Raw genomic sequence first — 18220 nt, 5'->3', positions numbered from 1 at the left:
AAATACGTACGTGCTTTCAACTGTTTTTACTTTCTCTGTATATATGTTACAATTTGTTCACAAATTATTAAAAACTGTCTAGCATAATAGGATATGCTAACTAGGCTATTTAAGCAAGGGGGAATAAGATGATAGAAATTCAAAATTTGACCAAAACCTATGGTCAGATAAAAGCTGTTAACAACATCAGTTTCACCGTTGAAAAAGGTGAAATCCTTGGATTCCTCGGGCCTAACGGAGCCGGAAAATCTACCACCATGAATATTATTACCGGCTTCATACCATCTACTGAAGGAACTGTAAAGGTTGATGGTTATGATATAATGGAGAATCCTAAAGAAGTAAAAAAGCGCATAGGCTACCTTCCTGAACTGCCACCCCTTTATATGGATATGACTGTACAGGAGTACCTAAACTTTTTATCCGAGCTTAAAGGTGTTGACAAGACGAAGAAAAAAAGCCAGATCAGCGATATAATGGAGCTGGTCAAAATAACCGATGTTAGAAAAAGGCTTATAAAGAACCTTTCAAAAGGTTACAAGCAAAGGGTGGGATTAGCGCAGGCGCTTATAGGAAATCCAGAGGTGCTGATACTGGACGAGCCTACGGTAGGACTTGACCCCAAACAGATAATAGAAATAAGAAAGCTCATCAAAGCATTGGGCAAGGAGCATACCATCATACTGAGCTCCCACATTCTCCCGGAAGTAAGTGCCGTATGTGAACGTGTTGTTATAATAAATAAAGGAGAGATTGCGGCAATAGATACACCGGAGAACCTCTCAAAAGGTTTCGGTACATCTGCGCAATTTTCAATAAGAATAGCCGGACCTAAAAATTCAGTATTGAACCTTCTTAAGGGTGTTTATGGAGTTAAATCCGTAGATGTACATCCACTGAAGGAAAACGATGTAAATGATTATATTGTCGATTCGTCCAAGGAAGTGGATGTGCGCAGGCCGATTTTCTATGAGCTTGCTAAGCATGGATATCCTATACTGGAGTTAAAGTCTCTGGCTCTGTCCCTCGAAGACATATTCCTCCAGTTGACGACCGAAGAGAAGGAGGTAGGTTAAAATATGCTGGCTATATTCAAAAGAGAGGTAAAATCCTATTTTTATTCTCCTATTGCTTATGTTTTGATCGGTTTGTTTATTTTAATTTCGTCGATATTCTTTCTCTCAAACCTTTACGGAGGATATGCGGAATTTAATTCAAACCTTTCCCAGATGAACTTCTTGCTGCTTTTTATTCTGCCTATATTGACCATGAGGACACTGTCCGAGGATAGGAAGAATGGAACGGAAGTATTGCTGGTGACTTCTCCGGTAAGCATCACCGGGATTGTTGTTGGCAAATACCTGGCTGCATTGGCAGTTTTCCTGGTAATGACAGCAATAACCTTTATATACCAGTTTATACTCTTTGGTTTCGGTGATCCGGCTGTTGCCCAGCTGGTTGGCGGATACGTGGCATTTATACTGCTGGGAGCCAGCTTTATTTCAGTGGGCGTGTTTGCCTCATCCCTGACTGAAAGCCAGATTATAGCTGCCGTTACAGGTATTATAAGCTTGCTTATCATGTGGCTGATGGGCTATATATCCAACTTTACCACAGGCATACTGGCAAAGGTTCTTAGCTGGTTTTCCCTGTTGGAGAGGTATAATGATTTTAATTTAGGAATTTTAAATTTAGGTTCCATAGTGTATTATTTGAGTTTTATATTTGTGTTTATTTTCCTGACCATCAGGGTTATAGAAAAAAGACGTTGGAGCAGGGGGTGATTGAGATATGGCTAGACTGGACGTAAACAATATAAAAGCTTTTTTCAAAAAGACTTTTAATAAAAGGACTCTGAAATATGGCTCAAACTCAATCATACTTATAGCAGTTGTTGTAACTATTGCAGTGGTTATTAATCTGCTGGTAGGTATGGCTGATTTGAAATGGGATTTGACTTCGAACAAGATGTTTTCAATAGGTGATGAAACCAAGAAGATACTTGAGAGCAACGAAAAAGACGTTGAGATATACGGACTGTTTGATGAGAGTCTAACTGAAAAAAACACGACATTAAAGCAAATTGCTGAAATCCTGAATCAATACGCCAAATATGACCACATAAAAATAATTTATAAAGATCCTGACACAGCTCCCGGACTGCTTAAGGAAATAAGCCCCAGTGAGGATAAGGTTAAAGAGCTGGAAGACGCTGATTTTGTGGTGAAAAGCGGCAACAAGATAAAAACTTTGGACACATATGATCTGTACGATGTGCAATTTGACCAGTACTCTTATCAGACCAACGTCACAGGCATAAAGGCAGAGCAGGCTTTTACCGGTGCTATTAAATATGTAACTTCGGATTATACTCCTACTGTATATTTCACCGAAGGGCATCAGGAAAACAAAGTGGATGATTACTATGAAACAGTAAAAATTTATCTTGACCAGAACAACTATGCGGTTAAGACTGTCAACCTGATGACCCAGGAGGAAGTGCCGTCGGATGCTGAAATCCTGATCATAGCTTCCCCCAAGACCGATTTGTCCACCGATGAGGAATATAAGATTAAGCAGTATCTGAAAAACGGTGGTAAAGTGTTGTTCCTTTTTGATTCCCTTGAGTCCGACGTGAAGTTTACAGCGTTTGAGAATGTGCTGGCGGATTATAACATTTCCTTGAATTACGACAAGGTAAAGGAGAACGATGAGAGCAGACACATACCTCAAAATCCGTATGATATACTGCCTGAAATCCAGTCCAATACCATTAACTCAAACTTGAACCCCGGCAACTTCTTTATGATTATGCCGGTATCCAGAAGTTTAAAAATAATGAAAAATGAAAAAGAATATCTTAATGTATATTCGTTGATGAAAACCAGCGATAAGGCTGTGGGAGAAATCATAGGAACAGGTGAACAGGAGCAGGGACCTTTGGATTTGGCTGTGGCTGCTGAATACACGGGTGGCCGCAAGGTTTCTAAGGTAGTGGTTATGGGTAACAGCAGCTTTATGAGCGACGATGCCATAAACAGATATGGTACTCTTTCCAATAACGGCATGTACTTCTTCCTTAACTCATTAAACTGGATGCAGGACAGAAAAGACGATGTGACAATAGCACCTAAGTCTTTTGATCCAAGATACCTAAATATTACAGAGACGCAAGCTAACATTGCCGCGGTATTTGTAGTGTTTGTTCTCCCGATCTTAATTTTCGGAACAGGCTTGTTCGTATGGATAAGGAGGAGACATTTATGAAGCTTTACAGAAATGCCATTATCCTTACGCTGGTGCTGGCAATTCTAGTAGGTGCCTATGTGTTTTTAAGAAGCAGGGAAAATGCCGGTAACGATGGAAATATCCAGACGGACAGCAACACAATAAGCATCCTTGAGCTGGAAAAAGACAAAATAACAGAGATAACCCTGGAGAATGAATCCGGAAGGATGGTATTTGTAAAGACTCTGGTGGAAAAAGAGAAAACAGAGGAAGATAAAGAAGATGAGGATGATAAGGAAGATAAGGATGATGCAGGGGATAAGAAAGAGGTAGAATACGAAGAAGTGTGGGTAGCATCCGAACCCGAAGGAATGAAGATCAACCAAAGCAAGATAGGCAGCATAACCTATGCTGTTTCGAGTCTGGATGCCACCAAGCTCATTGAGGAAAATGCTTCCGATCTTGCCCAATACGGTTTGGATAAACCTGCCACCATATCCGTCAAGCTTGAGAACAATGAAGTTAAGACAGTGGAGATAGGAAACAGGACACCGAGCGACAGCGGATACTATGTGAAGCTTAAAGGAGAAAGCAAGGTTTATGTGATAAGCTCCTATGACGGCGGACTTTTGAGGAGCAAATATAATGATGTCAGGGACAAAACCTTGTTTACCGAAACAGCGGATGATATAACCGAGTTTTCTCTCGAAAGGGGAGGGAAAACCGCATTCAAAACCAAGAAAACTGGTGAAAACGAATGGAAGCTGACTGAGCCTATCGAAGCTTCAGTAAAATCCGGAAGCATTGAGACAATACTGCAGAGTTTTATGGGAACCAATGCATCGGAGTTTGTTGAGAGAGATGCTTCAGATCTGAGCAAATACGGACTGGATTCACCCAAATATGCAATAGGGCTGGGGTCTTCAAAGGGTACAACCACAATTCTTCTTGGCAATGAAAAGACTAAAGGCTCGGAGATATATGCAAAATTTGCGGACAGCAATGAAGTATTTGTGCTGTACGAAAGCGCATTGAATTTCATAGATAAACCTCTGAAAGAAGTTGTCGACGTATTTGCTTATATAACCAACATTTCCGATGTGGAGAAAATAGTGGTGGAAATGGATGGGCAAACCGTTGTTTCCGAGATAAAAACCGATCCGGAAGACTCTGATAATGACAAATTCTACGTAAACGGCAGAGATGTCAGCGACGTAAGGGATAGTTCCGACAGTCAGCTGTTCAGGAAATACTATCAGGGACTCATAGGTATTACCATGAGTGAATTGGATATAGGTGCGGTGCCCCAAGGTGAGCCTGAGATAACCTTCACTTACTACCGCAAGGAAGATCCTAAAGAGGTGAAGGTAGAATTCATACCAAGGGATGATATATATTACTATGTAGTAAGAAACGGTCAGTATACAAACATTATCGTAGCTAAAGACAAGTTTGATGCGCCCGATGGTCCGAGACAAACATACAAGAACCTGATGGAGGCTGCGGACAAAGCAAAAGACGCTGAATAAACTTAAAGAGCAGGAAAACGTAATTTAGAAAACAGCTCCGGCATAGAATTTATACTGGATATAATTCTATGCCAGGAGTTGTTTTTTTTGACAGGAGATTTTAAGAATGCATTTAAGGTAAGCTGTGTATATGCTGCAAGCATCATAGGGGCGGGATTTGCTTCCGGGCAGGAAATAGTGCAGTTTTTCACCCGCTATTTTGAGGGTGGATTTTATGGTATTCTTGTGGCAGGAGCATTGTTTGCAGCCCTTGGATGCGTAATACTTGACAAGGTATACAAGGAGAGGATACAAAGCTTTGATGAGTTTCTTATTCCTGCCGTTGGGTGGCTGCCCGGCCGCATAATGAGCTTTGTTTCAACACTGTTTATGCTCTCCGTTTTAATCATCATGATTGCCGGGGCAGGAAGGGTCATACAGGATAAATTGTCCGTACCTTTCAATTACGGCATAACTATAATGGCTTTTTTATGCATGATGGCCATTCTATGGGACATTAAAGGGGTATTGGCGCTTAGCAGCTTCATAATGCCCGTGCTTACCCTGGGGATAATCATTATAGGAATCTCAGTTCTTATATATCCCGATTCATCCGAAGCTTTCAGTCCTATCAGCTTCCTGCACGATGTCAGATACAACTGGCTGGCATCATCCCTGCTTTATGTCGGATACAACAGCATAATATCCATATCCATCATGTGCAGCCTGCTGCCGAATTTGAAAAGCCGCAGGGTTGCGATTATTGGTGGACTTTCAGGGGGACTTTTGCTGGGGCTTATAGCTCTGATCCTCAATACCGTTATAATGGTTTTTGCCCCAGGCATTCTTGGCAAAGAACTTCCCGTATTGGAGATAACCAAAAAATACGGCAATTTCGTGAGCAACATTTATGCTGCGCTGCTCTGGCTGGCAATGCTTATATCGGCGGTAACTTCCGGGTACTGCTTTATTGACAGGCTGACCGCCAGGATAAAAATTAACAAAAAGCTGGCGACATTGCTGTTCTTTCCTCTCACCATACCGCTGGCAGGAATGGGATTTTCCAACCTGATATCGATGCTATATCCTGTTTTCGGATACTTTGGCTTATTCTTGACCATTGCGGCTTTGATCTGGGGCTTGAGGCTAAATCCCGGTTTAAAAGTAAAGAAAAGCAAAAAAGGTGTGTAATGTTGTTGTTCATATGGTAGAATAGGAGCAGACGGACATGTTAGATTTTACAAATTACAAAAGAAAAATCCGGGGTGAGATCTTGTGGAGTTTCCAGAAAAAGCTGGTGCAAGGGAGCATGGCGGAAAGTATGGAGTTATTGCTTCGCTGCTTCTTATAGTTGCAGTTATAAGCATAGCTTTTCTAGTTTATATGAAAAGTCAGGGCGTGGATTTAAAGGAATTGAACATTAGAGAACTTATCACAAAGGGTATGCCTGTGGTGGGTAAAAAGGAAGCGGGAGAAGTTATCGCGGAGTTTAAATATAATCCTGAGGAGCCGACAGGCTTTACCACCAACAACGGCTATATTGTAAAATGTGCCCAGGATGGTATATGGCTTTTGGACAAGAACGGCGAAAATCAATGGTCCAAGCTTATTGCCCTGAACAAACCGATGGTAAAATCGGCAGGTTCTTATATAATGGCGGCAGATATGGGAGGAAAGGATATTTACGTCATAAAGGACCGAACGGTACGATGGAGCGAAAAGCTTGATAATGTTATCATAAATGCGGACGTAAACAGTAAGGGTTATGTTTCCGTTGCCACGGAATTGGAAGGCTACAAAGGTGCGGTTACGGTATACGACTCTCATGGAAACTGGATATTTACAACGGCCAGAGCTGAAGACCATATCCTTTCCGCCAGGGTATTGTCCTCCTCTCCGATGGTTCTGATCACCTCAGTTAATATATCGGGCGATTCGGTGGCTACGAATCTTGAGCTGGTGGATATGTATGGCAAAACCCAGGCAGCTCTGACCAGGCAGGGTGAAATCATACCTTCCGCCTGGGAGCTTAAGGATGGTTGGATTGCTGCTGCCGGCAGCAAAACTGTCCTGTGCTTTAACAGCAAAAAGGATATCCGGTGGGAGCATAGCTTTGACAGGATTTACAGCACTGCTGTGTTGTCGGACAAGCAGGTGGTTGCCGCCGTAAAAGAGGAAGACGGAGCAGGACTGTTTGATAAGGCTGAAGCCCATATCAAAACCATTGATCTGAAAGGCGAGGTTGAAGACCTGTATTCAGTGAAAGGCAAGGTTATAAATCTTAAGGCCCATGACGGAATAATAGCTGTGAATACGGGAAAAGAAGTGCATTTTATAAATTCAAAGGGAGAGTTTAAGGCCGACTATAAATCCAAAACAGATGTGGATGATGTTTTCTTCCTTAGTAAAAGCGAAGCTGTGGTTATAGCCCAAAATAGCATTGCTGTGATAAACATTGAGTAGCGGCGGAGGGTTGCATGAACTGGAGTGACTGGTTTGTCATAGGCATAATAGGTATTTTTGGCATAACCGGATTGAAGAAAGGCTTTATATTCTCAATATTCAGGCTGGCCTCCTTTTTCATTTCGGCTATAGCCGCAATCAGGTACTATCCTGTTATATCGGATATGCTTATGAAAACAGAACTTTTTGAAAATCTCAAGAAGTCCATTTATCATAACCTCATCATCCGGCAAGATATGCAGGTGCCAGCATCCGGAGGACAGGTTGGGGAGTCGGCAGCTCATGCCATTGTTGGCAGACTTCAGCTTCCCGGCTTTCTGAAAGGTACGCTTAACAGCCGCTTACCGGGCATGTCGGAGCTGATTGATGGAGGAAGGATATTGGATGCCATAAGTGGGGAACTTGCCCGGATGGTTATTGACATTATGAGCCTCATAATATTGTATGTTCTTGTGAGGATTGGCCTGGCCTTTTTAAAAGTCATACTTCGGGGTATCGCCCAGTTGCCTCTATTCAGGCAGATGGACAAGCTGGGAGGCCTTGCTTTCGGTTCACTGGAAGGCCTTTTTACCGTTTATTTGATCTTTGCGATAACGATGCTTTTTAGTTCCGCTCCCTGGTTTCACGGCTTTTACGAAGCTGTGGACAAATCGCTGATTGCTTCCTACTTTTATGAAAACAATCTCATCATGAACTGGATGTTTCCGGAATAGAATAATATTTTATTTTTAATGAAAATTACGACGGAGCATAAGTTAAATTAATGAAAATAACCTTTTTAACAAAGCCTCTGGACACATTTAATGTGGAAGTAGTAGAATGTTTATAAATTAAATGGCCGGGTTGCCCCGGCTATTCTCATACAGAAATTCGGTGGAGGTCTCTTGGCTCCGCCGGCAAAGTCACTATTATGAACCGTGTCAATCAAGTTCCCGTCACTGAAGTGAGGGAATTTTTGGCACTAGGTTAAATAAGAATAGGGAAGAAGGTTCCAGAATATGAAAAGCGATGTTATCAAGAAAGGTGTGGAAAAAGCTCCCCACCGCTCACTTTTAAAAGCAATGGGATATACTGACGAAGAAATAAGAAGGCCCCTTATAGGGATAGCCAATTCAAAAAGTGAAATCATACCGGGGCATATACATCTGGATAAAATAGCCGAAGCGGTAAAGGCGGGAATAAGAATGGCAGGAGGTACCCCCGTCGAATTTGGGGCTATCGGAGTATGTGATGGCATAGCCATGGGGCATACGGGGATGAAATATTCCCTGGCCACCAGGGAGCTTATTGCCGACTCCTGTGAGTCCATGGGTCTGGCTCACAGCTTCGACGGCATAGTGTTCATACCCAACTGCGACAAGATAGTGCCTGGAATGCTTATGGCGGCTGCCAGAATAAATGTTCCGTCCATTTTCATAAGCGGCGGTCCCATGCTGTCGATAATGCACGATGGAAAACAGCTGGATTACAACAGCGTATATGAAGCTGTAGGCGCATATAAGGCAGGGACTATGACGGAGGAGGAAGTGCGGGAATACGAAGATAATGCCTGCCCTGGCTGTGGCTCATGTTCCGGCATGTTCACCGCCAACTCCATGAACTGCCTTACTGAGGTGCTGGGTCTGGGACTTCCCGGCAACGGCACAGTACCGGCTGTTTATGCCGAAAGGATAAGACTTGCCAAGATGGCTGGAATGAAAATAATGGAGCTGGTGGAGAAGGATATAAAGCCTTCGGATATACTCACGGAGAAAGCTTTTGAAAATGCTCTCGCAGTGGATATGGCTTTAGGATGCTCCACAAACTCCGTGCTGCACCTTCCGGCTATAGCCCATGAAGCGGGTATTGAAATAAATCTTGATATAATCAACGAAATAAGCAGCAGGGTACCAAACCTTTGCAAGCTGGCTCCTGCCGGCCATCACCATGTGCAGGATCTGTATGCCGCTGGTGGTGTGCAGGCTGTTATGAATGAGCTTTCCAAAAAAGGACTGCTGCATCTTGATCTCATGACAGTGACAGGCAAAACTGTCGGCGAGAACATTGCAAAATCCAAAGTCAGGGACTACAGCGTAATTAGAAGCATTGACGATCCGTACAGCCCTACCGGGGGTATCGCAATTCTGAGAGGAAACATTGCACCGGACGGTGCTGTCGTAAAGCGTTCTGCGGTTGCTCCGGAGATGTTGGTCCATTCAGGGCCGGCAAGGGTGTTTGATTCGGAAGAAGAAGCAATCCGGGCAATATATGGCGGGAAAATTGTAAAAGGAGATGTGGTGGTCATCCGCTATGAAGGCCCCAAGGGAGGACCGGGAATGAGGGAGATGCTTAGCCCCACCTCTGCCATAGCAGGCATGGGCCTTGATAAGGACGTGGCTTTGATAACCGACGGGCGGTTTTCCGGAGCTACGAGAGGTGCCGCCATTGGACATATATCCCCTGAGGCCATGGAAGGAGGCCCTATCGCAGCTGTGAGGGAAGGAGATATCATTAGCATAGACATACCAAAAGGCAGCATCAACGTTGAGGTTCCCGATGAGGAGCTTAAAAGCAGAATGGCTGCCTGGAAAGCTCCACAGCCGAAGATTACCAAAGGCTATCTGGGCAGGTATGCCAAGCTGGTTACATCAGCCAGCACGGGGGCAATTTTAAAAGGTAATTGATATTGCTCGAAGCATTAATTATCTGTTTGATTGCCTGATTTCAGACTTTTTGTATTGATGTATCACGGAGGAGTTAGCTATGAAATTGACCGGAGCTGAGATTTTTGTCGAGTGCCTGAAGGAACAGGGAGTTGATACGATATTCGGATTTCCTGGTGGTGCAGTGCTCAACATATATGATGCTCTTTACAAAGCAAAAGATGATATCAGACATATACTCACGTCCCATGAACAAGGTGCTGCTCATGCTGCGGACGGATATGCCCGGGCGACCGGTAAGGTTGGGGTTTGCATCGCCACCTCGGGGCCGGGAGCGACAAATCTTGTGACAGGCATTGCAACTGCTTATATGGATTCTGTGCCCATGGTGGCTTTTACCGGCCAGGTGGCTACGTCTCTTCTGGGAAAGGATTCCTTTCAGGAGGTTGACATAACCGGAATAACCATGCCTATAACTAAGCATAACTACATTGTGAAGGACGTTACCAGGCTTGCGGATATCATAAGGGAAGCCTTTTATATAGCGAAGGATGGCAGGCCCGGCCCTGTGCTGGTGGATATATGCAAGGACGTTACGGCTGCGGTTACCGAATATGAACCAAAGGCGCCTCGGAAGCATGAAGAGGCTCCTGTTGGTGTAAGCAAAAGCAAGCTGGATGGCGCGGCAGCAGCGATAAAAGAAGCAAAAAGGCCGGTCCTCCTGGTGGGAGGCGGAGTAGGCATTGCAAATGCCGGAGAGGAAGTAATAAAGCTGGCTGAGAAGCTTAAAATACCTGTTTCAGCCACCCTTATGGGGCTGGGGGCATTTCCCGGAACCCATGAGCTGTTTACCGGCCTGATTGGAATGCATGGTACAAAGACATCCAATCTGTCCGTTTCTCAAGCCGATCTTTTCATAGCCATAGGAGCCAGGTTTAGTGACAGGGTGATAAGCAATGTAAACAGGTTTGCTCCCAAGGCTAAAATTATGCATATAGATATCGATCCGGCAGAGATAGGAAAGAACATTTCCGTTGATTACCCATTGGTAGGCAACATAAAAAAGATATTGAGATATCTGACAGACAATGTGGATGAAAGGGACTATACCGAATGGAACAGGCAGGTTAATGAGTGGAAGGCGAAATATCCTTTGAAGTATGCACAGGATAGCGTGTTAAGGCCCCAGTACATCATGGAGAGGATTTATGAGCTGACGGGGGGAGAGGCTCTGATTACCACCGAAGTAGGACAGAACCAGCTGTGGGCTGCCCAGTTTTACAAATACTCTTTTCCGAGGCAGTTCATTTCTTCAGGAGGGCTCGGAACCATGGGTTATGGCCTTGGGGCGTGCATCGGCGCAAAGTTGGGCAGGCCGGAAAGAAAGGTCATAAATATAGCCGGTGACGGGAGCTTTCGCATGAACTGCAATGAGCTGGCCACGGCGGTGGAGTACAAACTTCCGGTAGTAATTGCTATCATGAACAACCATGCCTTGGGTATGGTGCGGCAATGGCAGAACCTTTTCTATGACGGCAGATATTCCTCTACCACCATCGGAGGCGGAACAGACTTCGTCGCTCTTGCCAAGGCTTTCGGAGCTGAGGGCATAAACGTTTGCAAACCGGAAGAGGTGGATGATGCGTTAAAAACAGCACTTTCTTCCAAAGACAGACCGGTGCTCATAAATTTTGAAATAGATATGGATGAAAAGGTTTTTCCTATAGTACCTCCAGGAGCTCCCATCAACGAGCTCATAGATGAGTAGAATTAAAATGCCCTTGTATGAAAGTGTGAAACCTTGAAAAGGTGAAACTATAAAAACTGCAGCTATATAAGCCTATAGCTGCTTTTTTGTTTGGGGCAAAGGTTTTTATATAAGTCGCTGGAGCAAAATATTATAGGGAATATATGGGATAAAATTTCGAATCACTTTTCAAACTCATATATTTATGATATATTATTTGTGTTGGCAAATCTTTTATAAATTGAGCGGTTGTTCACTAAAATACCTCTTGATATCTTTTGTCCCCGAAAAACGGTTTAGACAATAGTTCTGTTTTGCATTCACTTTTTCAGGTACACGTCTCAGAAGTAAATCAAAGAACTCATAGTGTAAGGCATATTAAAATGTCATCCTACACGAATAGGGGGTATAAAAATGAAAGATATCCAAAAAAGGATCGGTGATGCAGGCATTGTTCCGGTCATCAAGATAAACGATCCTGATAAGGCTGTGCCTTTGGCAAAAGCGCTTTACGATGGAGGTTTGCCGATAGCGGAGATAACTTTCAGGACATCGCATGCAAAAGAGGCAATAGCCAGAATTACTGCTGAAGTTCCTGAAATGCTGGTGGGTGCGGGAACGGTGCTTACAACCGATCAGGTGGATGCTGCCATAGAAGCCGGTGCCAAGTTTATTGTAAGCCCCGGTTTCAACCAGGACGTTGTCAGACATTGTATAGACCGTGGAATTACTGTCACTCCGGGATGTGTTACTCCTTCTGACATAGAAAGAGCCATTTCCTTTGGGGTGGATGTTGTTAAGTTCTTCCCGGCGGAAGCATATGGGGGAGTGAAAACAATAAAAGCCTTGTCGGCGCCTTATCCGGGTATAAAATTCATACCCACCGGAGGAATCGATTCATCCAATCTCATCTCATACCTTTCTCATGAAAAGGTTCTTGCCTGCGGCGGAAGCTGGATGGTCAAAGAAGAATTCATAAACAACGGAGAATTTGATAAAATTAAAAGCCTTGTAAAAGAAGCTGTTGATGTTATGCTGGGTTTTGAAGCCGCACATATAGGCATCAATATGCTAAGCGCAGAAGAAGCCGGTGAGGTGGCAGGAGCTTTTGAAAGGACTTTTGGATTAAAAGTAAAGGATGGCAACAGTTCATTTTTTGCAGGACCTAATATAGAGGTTATGAAATCACCATTCCTTGGGATGCATGGACATATCGCCATCGGTACAAATTCTGTGGCAAGAGCGGTGAGCTATCTCAAAAGGCAAGGTGTGGAATTTATGGACAACACGGCTAAATATGATGAAAAGGGCAACCTGCAATCAATCTACTTGAAAAAGGATGCAGGTGGGTTTGCAATACACCTGGTCCAGAAGAAATGAGGAGGTATGGGTATGGCAAAAGTAGTTACGTTTGGGGAGATAATGTTAAGACTGGCTCCTCCGGGATATTTAAGGTTTGTTCAGGCAGACAGCTTCGAAGCGACATATGGCGGTGGTGAAGCGAATGTAGCGGTATCTCTGGCCAATTTCGGAGTGGATGCCGCCTTTGTGACAAAGCTGCCAAAGCATGAAATCGGCCAAGCTGCCGTAAACTCTCTTCGCAGATTTGGTGTGGATACTTCATGGATAGTCCGGGGAGGGGACAGGTTAGGAATATATTTTATTGAAAAAGGAGCGTCACAAAGGCCTTCCAAGGTTATATACGATAGGGCCGGTTCTTCTATTGCCACAGCTCAGAAGGAAGATTTTGAATGGGATAAAATCTTCGAAGGAGCTGAGTGGTTCCATTTTACGGGAATAACTCCCGCCCTCGGACCAAATGTTGCCGGCATATGCGTGGAAGCCTGCAAAACTGCAAAAGAAAAAGGCATCACCATAAGCTGCGACCTGAACTACCGCAAGAAACTATGGACAAGAGAGCAGGCCGGCAGGACCATGTCAGAGCTGATGAAGTATGTGGATGTGTGCATTGCCAATGAAGAAGATGCGGAAATGGTATTTGGAATTCGTGCGGAAGATACGGATATTTCCGGTGGAAAGCTCAGCCATGAGGGATACAGCAAAGTAGCCCGGAAGCTGGCCGATACTTTTAATTTGTCCAAGGTGGCTATTACATTGAGAAGCTCCATTTCTGCCAGTGACAACAATTGGGCAGCCATGCTCTATGACGGAAAAGAGTGCTTTTTCTCGAAAACCTATCCTGTGCATATTGTTGACAGGGTAGGCGGAGGCGACAGCTTCGGTGCGGGCCTCATATACGGCCTTCTTAAGGGCATGTCCGCTATAGAAGCCCTGGAGTTTGCGGTTGCCGCCAGCTGTCTTAAACACTCCATTGAAGGGGACTTTAACCATGTATCGGTGGATGAAGTCAAATCCCTTGCAGGAGGCGACGGTTCCGGCAGAGTACAGCGTTAACGTGCAAGCCGTTGAATTCTTTCCGGAGATGACCGGCGGCAGCAAAATGCTTGTGGAAATTTTAGAAATATATTAAAAAATTGCATATTAAATAAAAATTGGTTTGAATTCAGCTAATGGAAATGGATGATTATTGTCCCGGCAGGATATAAAGCACATGCATTATTGCATAAAACAACCGGATTTGCTTGTTCACAGTGAACTTCTGTATTATGGGTCATTACAGCTGTTTGTACGTACTCTGGTGTCCTGTAGCGCAGGCTCAGGGCAGCGAAATCTTTCTACATAATCAATGTGTCCGCTGTTAGCTGAATTCATTCCTATATTTATTTAGTTGATGGCGCAAATTGGCAATCCCTCAAAAACAGCATAGTATCATAATGTATATTTCATAGCGCAAACTTCGTGAATTTTTCGATAACTGAGTTGATTTGTTATTTTTTGTTAGCATTTTTTATTGCCGGGTAATGCTTCAATTTTATAGATTATATAGAGTGCAATTCATAGATAATATAGAATGAAATCATCTTACAAATCTGATCCGGTATAGAAAAGCCTTTCCTTTAGCGGGTTCATGGTCTTGAAACCAGTCTCATTGGTTCCTGTAGCTGTTAGGCGTTTTACCGTACTCTTTTTTAAAGCTCCGGATAAAACTGCTGGAATCATAAAAACCTGCCTTTATGGCAATCTGCTCAATGGAAAGCTCTCTGTCCGCCAGCAGAGATTTTGCGTAAGATAACTTGTTGAGGAGTATATATTGCTTTGGGCTGTAACCGGTAAGCTCCTTAAAGGAATGAGTCAGATAATAGACATTGATGTAGAACTTGTTTGCCAGATCAGAAACCTTCAAATCCTCCCTGAAGTTTTGATCAATATACTGCTGAACCGCATAAACTTCAGCTTTGATATGCTTTTCGGGAATGGGAAACTGATCCTTGTTTGCCCTGTACAGTTGGACAAGCAGGTCTTTGATCTGGTAGTAAATTATATCCTCGCTGAAGGAATCCCTGTTTTGGTATTCATGAATTATACGCTTCATTATCTCTTCAGTATTTTCCGGAGCATCCATGTGATGAATGAAATTTTCAGGCCTGTTTTTAAAAACGGAAAGGAGTTTTTGATCCATGATATATCTGTCCAGCTTGTCGGAGGAGATTATTACATAATAGCGCTCGTATACGGGAGATAAAATTCTTATGGAATGCTCCTCCAGCTTGCTGATAAATACCAGCTTGTTTTCAGGGATATCATAACTTTTTTTGTTGATTACGAGGTTTATTGTCCCCTTCTTTATGAATATCATTTCATAGGACATATGAAAATGCTGAGTGTAAGGAGTTATCCTGTCATTATAGCGGCATTGCAGCACGATAAAATTTTTGGATACATCTGACATTTCACACCTCATAAAAAGCAAATTTTTCATATTAAAAAACAAATAGGCAATACTTCATGCGCTAATTAGATTATATCATAAATACTGTAATACTGTAAAACTGAATGCAAAACCAAAAAATGATGAATGAGGTATCGAATGTGAACACAAAAAGATTTGCCTACAAATCTATGGATGATTTACAATCTGCCCTTAAGGATTTAAGGGTGGAATTACCGCTCGATGACGATATAAAAATTCTATCGGAAAGTATTTCCGTGAAAGGAAGGAAAATTGCCAACAGAATTGCCGTCCAACCGATGGAAGGAGCTGATGGGAATCTGGACGGCACTCCCGGTGAGCTTACAAAACGCAGATACGAGAGATTTGCAAAAGGCGGCTCCGGCCTGATATGGTTTGAGGCTGTTGCCGTACAGCATGAAGGAAGAGCAAATCCCAGACAGCTGATGCTGGATGAAAAGAATGCCGACAAGTTCCGGGAGATAGTCGAAAATATCAAAGAAATCTGCATTAAAACCAATGGGTTTGAACCTGTAGTGATAATGCAGCTTACACATTCCGGAAGGCAATCACGACCTGACGGAACCCCCAGACCAGTGATTGCATGCAACAAACCTTTATTCGAGAAGGATAAACCTATAAGCCAGGAAAGCATTATCAGTGATGATGAGCTGAAAAGACTGGAAATCAAAATGGGAAATGCAGCAAGAATTGCAGAAAGCATAGGCTTTGACGGAGTTGACATCAAAGCGTGTCATGGATATTTGAACAATGAGCTGCTGTCTGCATACCAGCGAAAGGGTGAATACGGCGGAAGCTTTGAAAACCGGATCAGGTTTATGGTAAATAGTGTGGCAAATGCTATGGCCAACACATCCTCCGAATTTATAGTAACTTCAAGACTAAATGTATATGACGGGTTTCCATACCCTCACGGTTTTGGCGTGAATGAAAGGGACGGACTGGAACCGGATATGACCGAACCTCTTAAGCTGATTGACATATTGCACAACAAAATGGGAATGGGCATGATAGACATCACCATAGGAAATCCTTATGTGAACCCGCACGTGAACCGGCCTTCCGACTTTACTGCATACGAATGTTCCGAACATCCGCTAAAAGGAGTGGAAAGGCTCGTAAACTGTGCCAAAGCAGTGCAAAGGCAATTCAAGGATCTGGTGGTGATAGGTTCGGGACTGACATACTTAAGGCAGTTTTCTCCCCATCTTGCAGCCGGAGCAATCAAAAACCGGTACTTCTCCATAGCAGGCTTTGGCAGGATGTCCTTTGCATATCCCAACTTTGCCAATGATATCCTGAAAAACGGCTATCTGGCCCCTGAGAAGTGCTGCATTACTTGCGGAAAGTGCACCCAATTGATGAGAACATCCGGAAATGCAGGTTGTGTAATAAGGGATGGGATATATGCAGAATTTTTCAAAGCTTTGAAGTTAGCAGTAAAATAAAAGCCACTTCAACAATAGTTTGCTGTTTTCATAGCTGCATGAAATTGGCAGCGGTTAAATACTTAAAATTGCAGCCCATATGTCGAAATCTTTGGTATAATGGTTGCAAAATCATTAGCAACACTCACCTTAGCCATAAGGTGAAGGTATGCTTCACACAGTATACTGAACCGGTGTGTCAGACAGCTTTTGAAAAGAGCAATGCAGAAATCGGGAGGTATCAGTCATGTTAAAAGGACTCTATATTCTGGACAGGTTGGCGTTTGAAAAAATATACGGACCTGAAGAGCAATCCGACATAAGCAAAATGGTAGATATTTATGCCGCGCCTCAAACAAGAGATTCCATAAAGGAGCATCCTGAAATCCTTAAAGAAGCAGATGTTATTTTTTCAGGATGGGGAGCGCCGGTAATGGACGGAGAATTTCTTAAATACGCACCCAAGCTTAAAGCAGTATTTTATGGTGCCGGCTCAATCAAATATTTCACCGGGGATGAATTCTGGGATAGGGGCATACTGGTCACCAGCGCATACGCAGCCAATGCCATTCCGGTGGCTGAGTATGCTTTATCCCAGATACTTTTCTGCCTGAAACGCGGATGGTATTACGCTCTTTCAGTGAAGCAGCAGGGTAGATATATTCCCCACAGCACCGTACCAGGCGCCTATGGCACCACTGTTGGGATAATATCGTTAGGCATGGTGGGGCGTCGTGTGTGTGAGCTTCTCAAACCTTTTGACGTAAAGGTCATCGCTTATGATCCCTATGTGCGGAAAGAAACAGCCGATGAACTTGGAGTTGAATTATGTTCTCTGGATGAGGTTTTCTTAAGATCCGATGTGGTGTCACTGCACACTCCATGGCTTAAGGAGACGGAGAAAATGATAAAAGGAAAACACTTCATGATGATGAAATCCGGTGCTTCTTTTATAAATACTGCAAGAGGTGCTGTTGTGCATGAAGAGGAAATGATAGAAGTTCTTGCGAAAAGGCAGGATTTGCAAGCAGTTCTGGATGTGACATGGCCTGAGCCGCCTAAAGTGGGATCTCCCCTGTATACGCTGCCAAACGTGGTTTTAACTCCCCATATTGCCGGTTCCATGGATGGCGAATGTCGAAGGATGGGTAGGTATATGGTAGATGAGCTTAAGCGTTATATAAATGGGGAACCACTGAAATGGTCAATTACCAAGGAAAAGGCTGCAATTTTGGCATAAGAAGGCTGATACCGTGCCATTTCAAGGGTTTGAATTATTTAGTGCATGCACAATATTCTTGATTTAATGCCATTAAAAGCAAATTTTGCATATATTAAAGCAATTAGATAATACCGAACAAGCCGGGCAAATT

General features: G+C 43.5%; 14 protein-coding genes. 13 read left to right on the top strand and 1 reads right to left on the bottom strand.

What is annotated here, in order from left to right; all coding sequences use genetic code 11:
* Window positions 1–128 precede the first annotated feature (128 nt).
* The 11 genes from CDO33_RS15785 (at window position 129) to CDO33_RS15735 (ending at window position 14003) form a co-directional block, all read left to right on the top strand.
* Window positions 129–1076 carry an ABC transporter ATP-binding protein gene (locus CDO33_RS15785; protein WP_103081030.1) on the top strand — a complete coding sequence of 316 codons (948 nt, stop codon included), beginning with the start codon at window positions 129–131 and terminating at the stop codon, window positions 1074–1076.
* A gap of 3 nt (window positions 1077–1079) precedes the next feature.
* Window positions 1080–1784 (top strand): ABC transporter permease, encoded by a 705-nt coding sequence (locus CDO33_RS15780; protein WP_103081029.1) that lies wholly within the window; start codon window positions 1080–1082, stop codon window positions 1782–1784.
* Window positions 1785–1791: 7 nt separating this feature from the next.
* A complete protein-coding gene (locus CDO33_RS15775) occupies window positions 1792–3267 on the top strand; it encodes a GldG family protein (RefSeq protein ID WP_103081028.1) in 1476 nt (491 codons plus the stop codon).
* Window positions 3264–4757: a DUF4340 domain-containing protein gene (locus tag CDO33_RS15770; protein WP_161496468.1), complete on the top strand. Its 1494-nt coding sequence runs from the start codon at window positions 3264–3266 to the stop codon at window positions 4755–4757. Before CDO33_RS15775 ends, CDO33_RS15770 begins: the two co-directional genes overlap by 4 nt.
* Before the next feature lie 87 nt (window positions 4758–4844).
* Window positions 4845–5927 carry a YkvI family membrane protein gene (locus CDO33_RS15765; RefSeq protein ID WP_103081026.1) on the top strand — a complete coding sequence of 361 codons (1083 nt, stop codon included), beginning with the start codon at window positions 4845–4847 and terminating at the stop codon, window positions 5925–5927.
* An 84-nt stretch (window positions 5928–6011) separates the two neighbouring features.
* On the top strand, window positions 6012–7199 hold the full coding sequence (locus tag CDO33_RS15760) for a DUF5711 family protein (protein ID WP_103081025.1): 1188 nt from the start codon (window positions 6012–6014) through the stop codon (window positions 7197–7199).
* 14 nt (window positions 7200–7213) lie between these two features.
* Window positions 7214–7912 (top strand): CvpA family protein, encoded by a 699-nt coding sequence (locus tag CDO33_RS15755; protein ID WP_103081024.1) that lies wholly within the window; start codon window positions 7214–7216, stop codon window positions 7910–7912.
* 285 nt (window positions 7913–8197) lie between these two features.
* Entirely contained in the window at window positions 8198–9862 is a 1665-nt protein-coding gene (ilvD, locus tag CDO33_RS15750; RefSeq protein ID WP_103081023.1) for a dihydroxy-acid dehydratase, read from the top strand.
* Between the two features lie 79 nt (window positions 9863–9941).
* On the top strand, window positions 9942–11609 hold the full coding sequence (gene ilvB, locus CDO33_RS15745) for a biosynthetic-type acetolactate synthase large subunit (protein WP_103081022.1): 1668 nt from the start codon (window positions 9942–9944) through the stop codon (window positions 11607–11609).
* A gap of 393 nt (window positions 11610–12002) precedes the next feature.
* Window positions 12003–12968 carry a bifunctional 4-hydroxy-2-oxoglutarate aldolase/2-dehydro-3-deoxy-phosphogluconate aldolase gene (locus tag CDO33_RS15740; RefSeq protein ID WP_103081021.1) on the top strand — a complete coding sequence of 322 codons (966 nt, stop codon included), beginning with the start codon at window positions 12003–12005 and terminating at the stop codon, window positions 12966–12968.
* Between the two features lie 12 nt (window positions 12969–12980).
* Window positions 12981–14003, top strand: coding sequence for a sugar kinase (locus CDO33_RS15735; protein ID WP_103081020.1), 1023 nt, complete (start codon window positions 12981–12983; stop codon window positions 14001–14003).
* 592 nt (window positions 14004–14595) lie between these two features.
* Here CDO33_RS15735 and CDO33_RS15730 read toward each other — a convergent pair.
* Window positions 14596–15399, bottom strand: a complete 804-nt coding sequence (locus tag CDO33_RS15730; RefSeq protein WP_161496467.1) for an AraC family transcriptional regulator — start codon at window positions 15397–15399, stop codon at window positions 14596–14598.
* A gap of 140 nt (window positions 15400–15539) precedes the next feature.
* Between CDO33_RS15730 and CDO33_RS15725 the strand changes: the two genes are divergently transcribed.
* Entirely contained in the window at window positions 15540–16868 is a 1329-nt protein-coding gene (locus CDO33_RS15725; RefSeq protein ID WP_103081018.1) for an oxidoreductase, read from the top strand.
* Between the two features lie 226 nt (window positions 16869–17094).
* Window positions 17095–18087 carry a hydroxyacid dehydrogenase gene (locus CDO33_RS15720; protein WP_103081017.1) on the top strand — a complete coding sequence of 331 codons (993 nt, stop codon included), beginning with the start codon at window positions 17095–17097 and terminating at the stop codon, window positions 18085–18087.
* The last annotated feature ends 133 nt before the right edge of the window (window positions 18088–18220 follow it).

Origin of the sequence: Clostridium thermosuccinogenes, from assembly GCF_002896855.1 — a bacterium.
GTDB classification, from domain to species: Bacteria; Bacillota; Clostridia; order Acetivibrionales; family DSM-5807; genus Pseudoclostridium; species Pseudoclostridium thermosuccinogenes.
The sequence above is the reverse complement of the archived record's forward strand: the minus strand, read 5'-3'. Positions and strand labels throughout refer to the sequence as shown.

Excerpts from the sequence above, each read along its gene's own strand:
- CDO33_RS15740 (WP_103081021.1), top strand. The coding sequence starts at position 12,003 with ATGAAAGATATCCAAAAAAGGATCGGTGATGCAGGCATTGTTCCGGTC.
- CDO33_RS15730 (WP_161496467.1), bottom strand. The coding sequence starts at position 15,399 with ATGTCAGATGTATCCAAAAATTTTATCGTGCTGCAATGCCGCTATAAT.
- CDO33_RS15780 (WP_103081029.1), top strand. The coding sequence starts at position 1,080 with ATGCTGGCTATATTCAAAAGAGAGGTAAAATCCTATTTTTATTCTCCT.
- ilvD (WP_103081023.1), top strand. The coding sequence starts at position 8,198 with ATGAAAAGCGATGTTATCAAGAAAGGTGTGGAAAAAGCTCCCCACCGC.
- ilvB (WP_103081022.1), top strand. The coding sequence starts at position 9,942 with ATGAAATTGACCGGAGCTGAGATTTTTGTCGAGTGCCTGAAGGAACAG.
- CDO33_RS15785 (WP_103081030.1), top strand. The coding sequence starts at position 129 with ATGATAGAAATTCAAAATTTGACCAAAACCTATGGTCAGATAAAAGCT.
- CDO33_RS15770 (WP_161496468.1), top strand. The coding sequence starts at position 3,264 with ATGAAGCTTTACAGAAATGCCATTATCCTTACGCTGGTGCTGGCAATT.
- CDO33_RS15735 (WP_103081020.1), top strand. The coding sequence starts at position 12,981 with ATGGCAAAAGTAGTTACGTTTGGGGAGATAATGTTAAGACTGGCTCCT.
- CDO33_RS15755 (WP_103081024.1), top strand. The coding sequence starts at position 7,214 with ATGAACTGGAGTGACTGGTTTGTCATAGGCATAATAGGTATTTTTGGC.
- CDO33_RS15720 (WP_103081017.1), top strand. The coding sequence starts at position 17,095 with ATGTTAAAAGGACTCTATATTCTGGACAGGTTGGCGTTTGAAAAAATA.
- CDO33_RS15775 (WP_103081028.1), top strand. The coding sequence starts at position 1,792 with ATGGCTAGACTGGACGTAAACAATATAAAAGCTTTTTTCAAAAAGACT.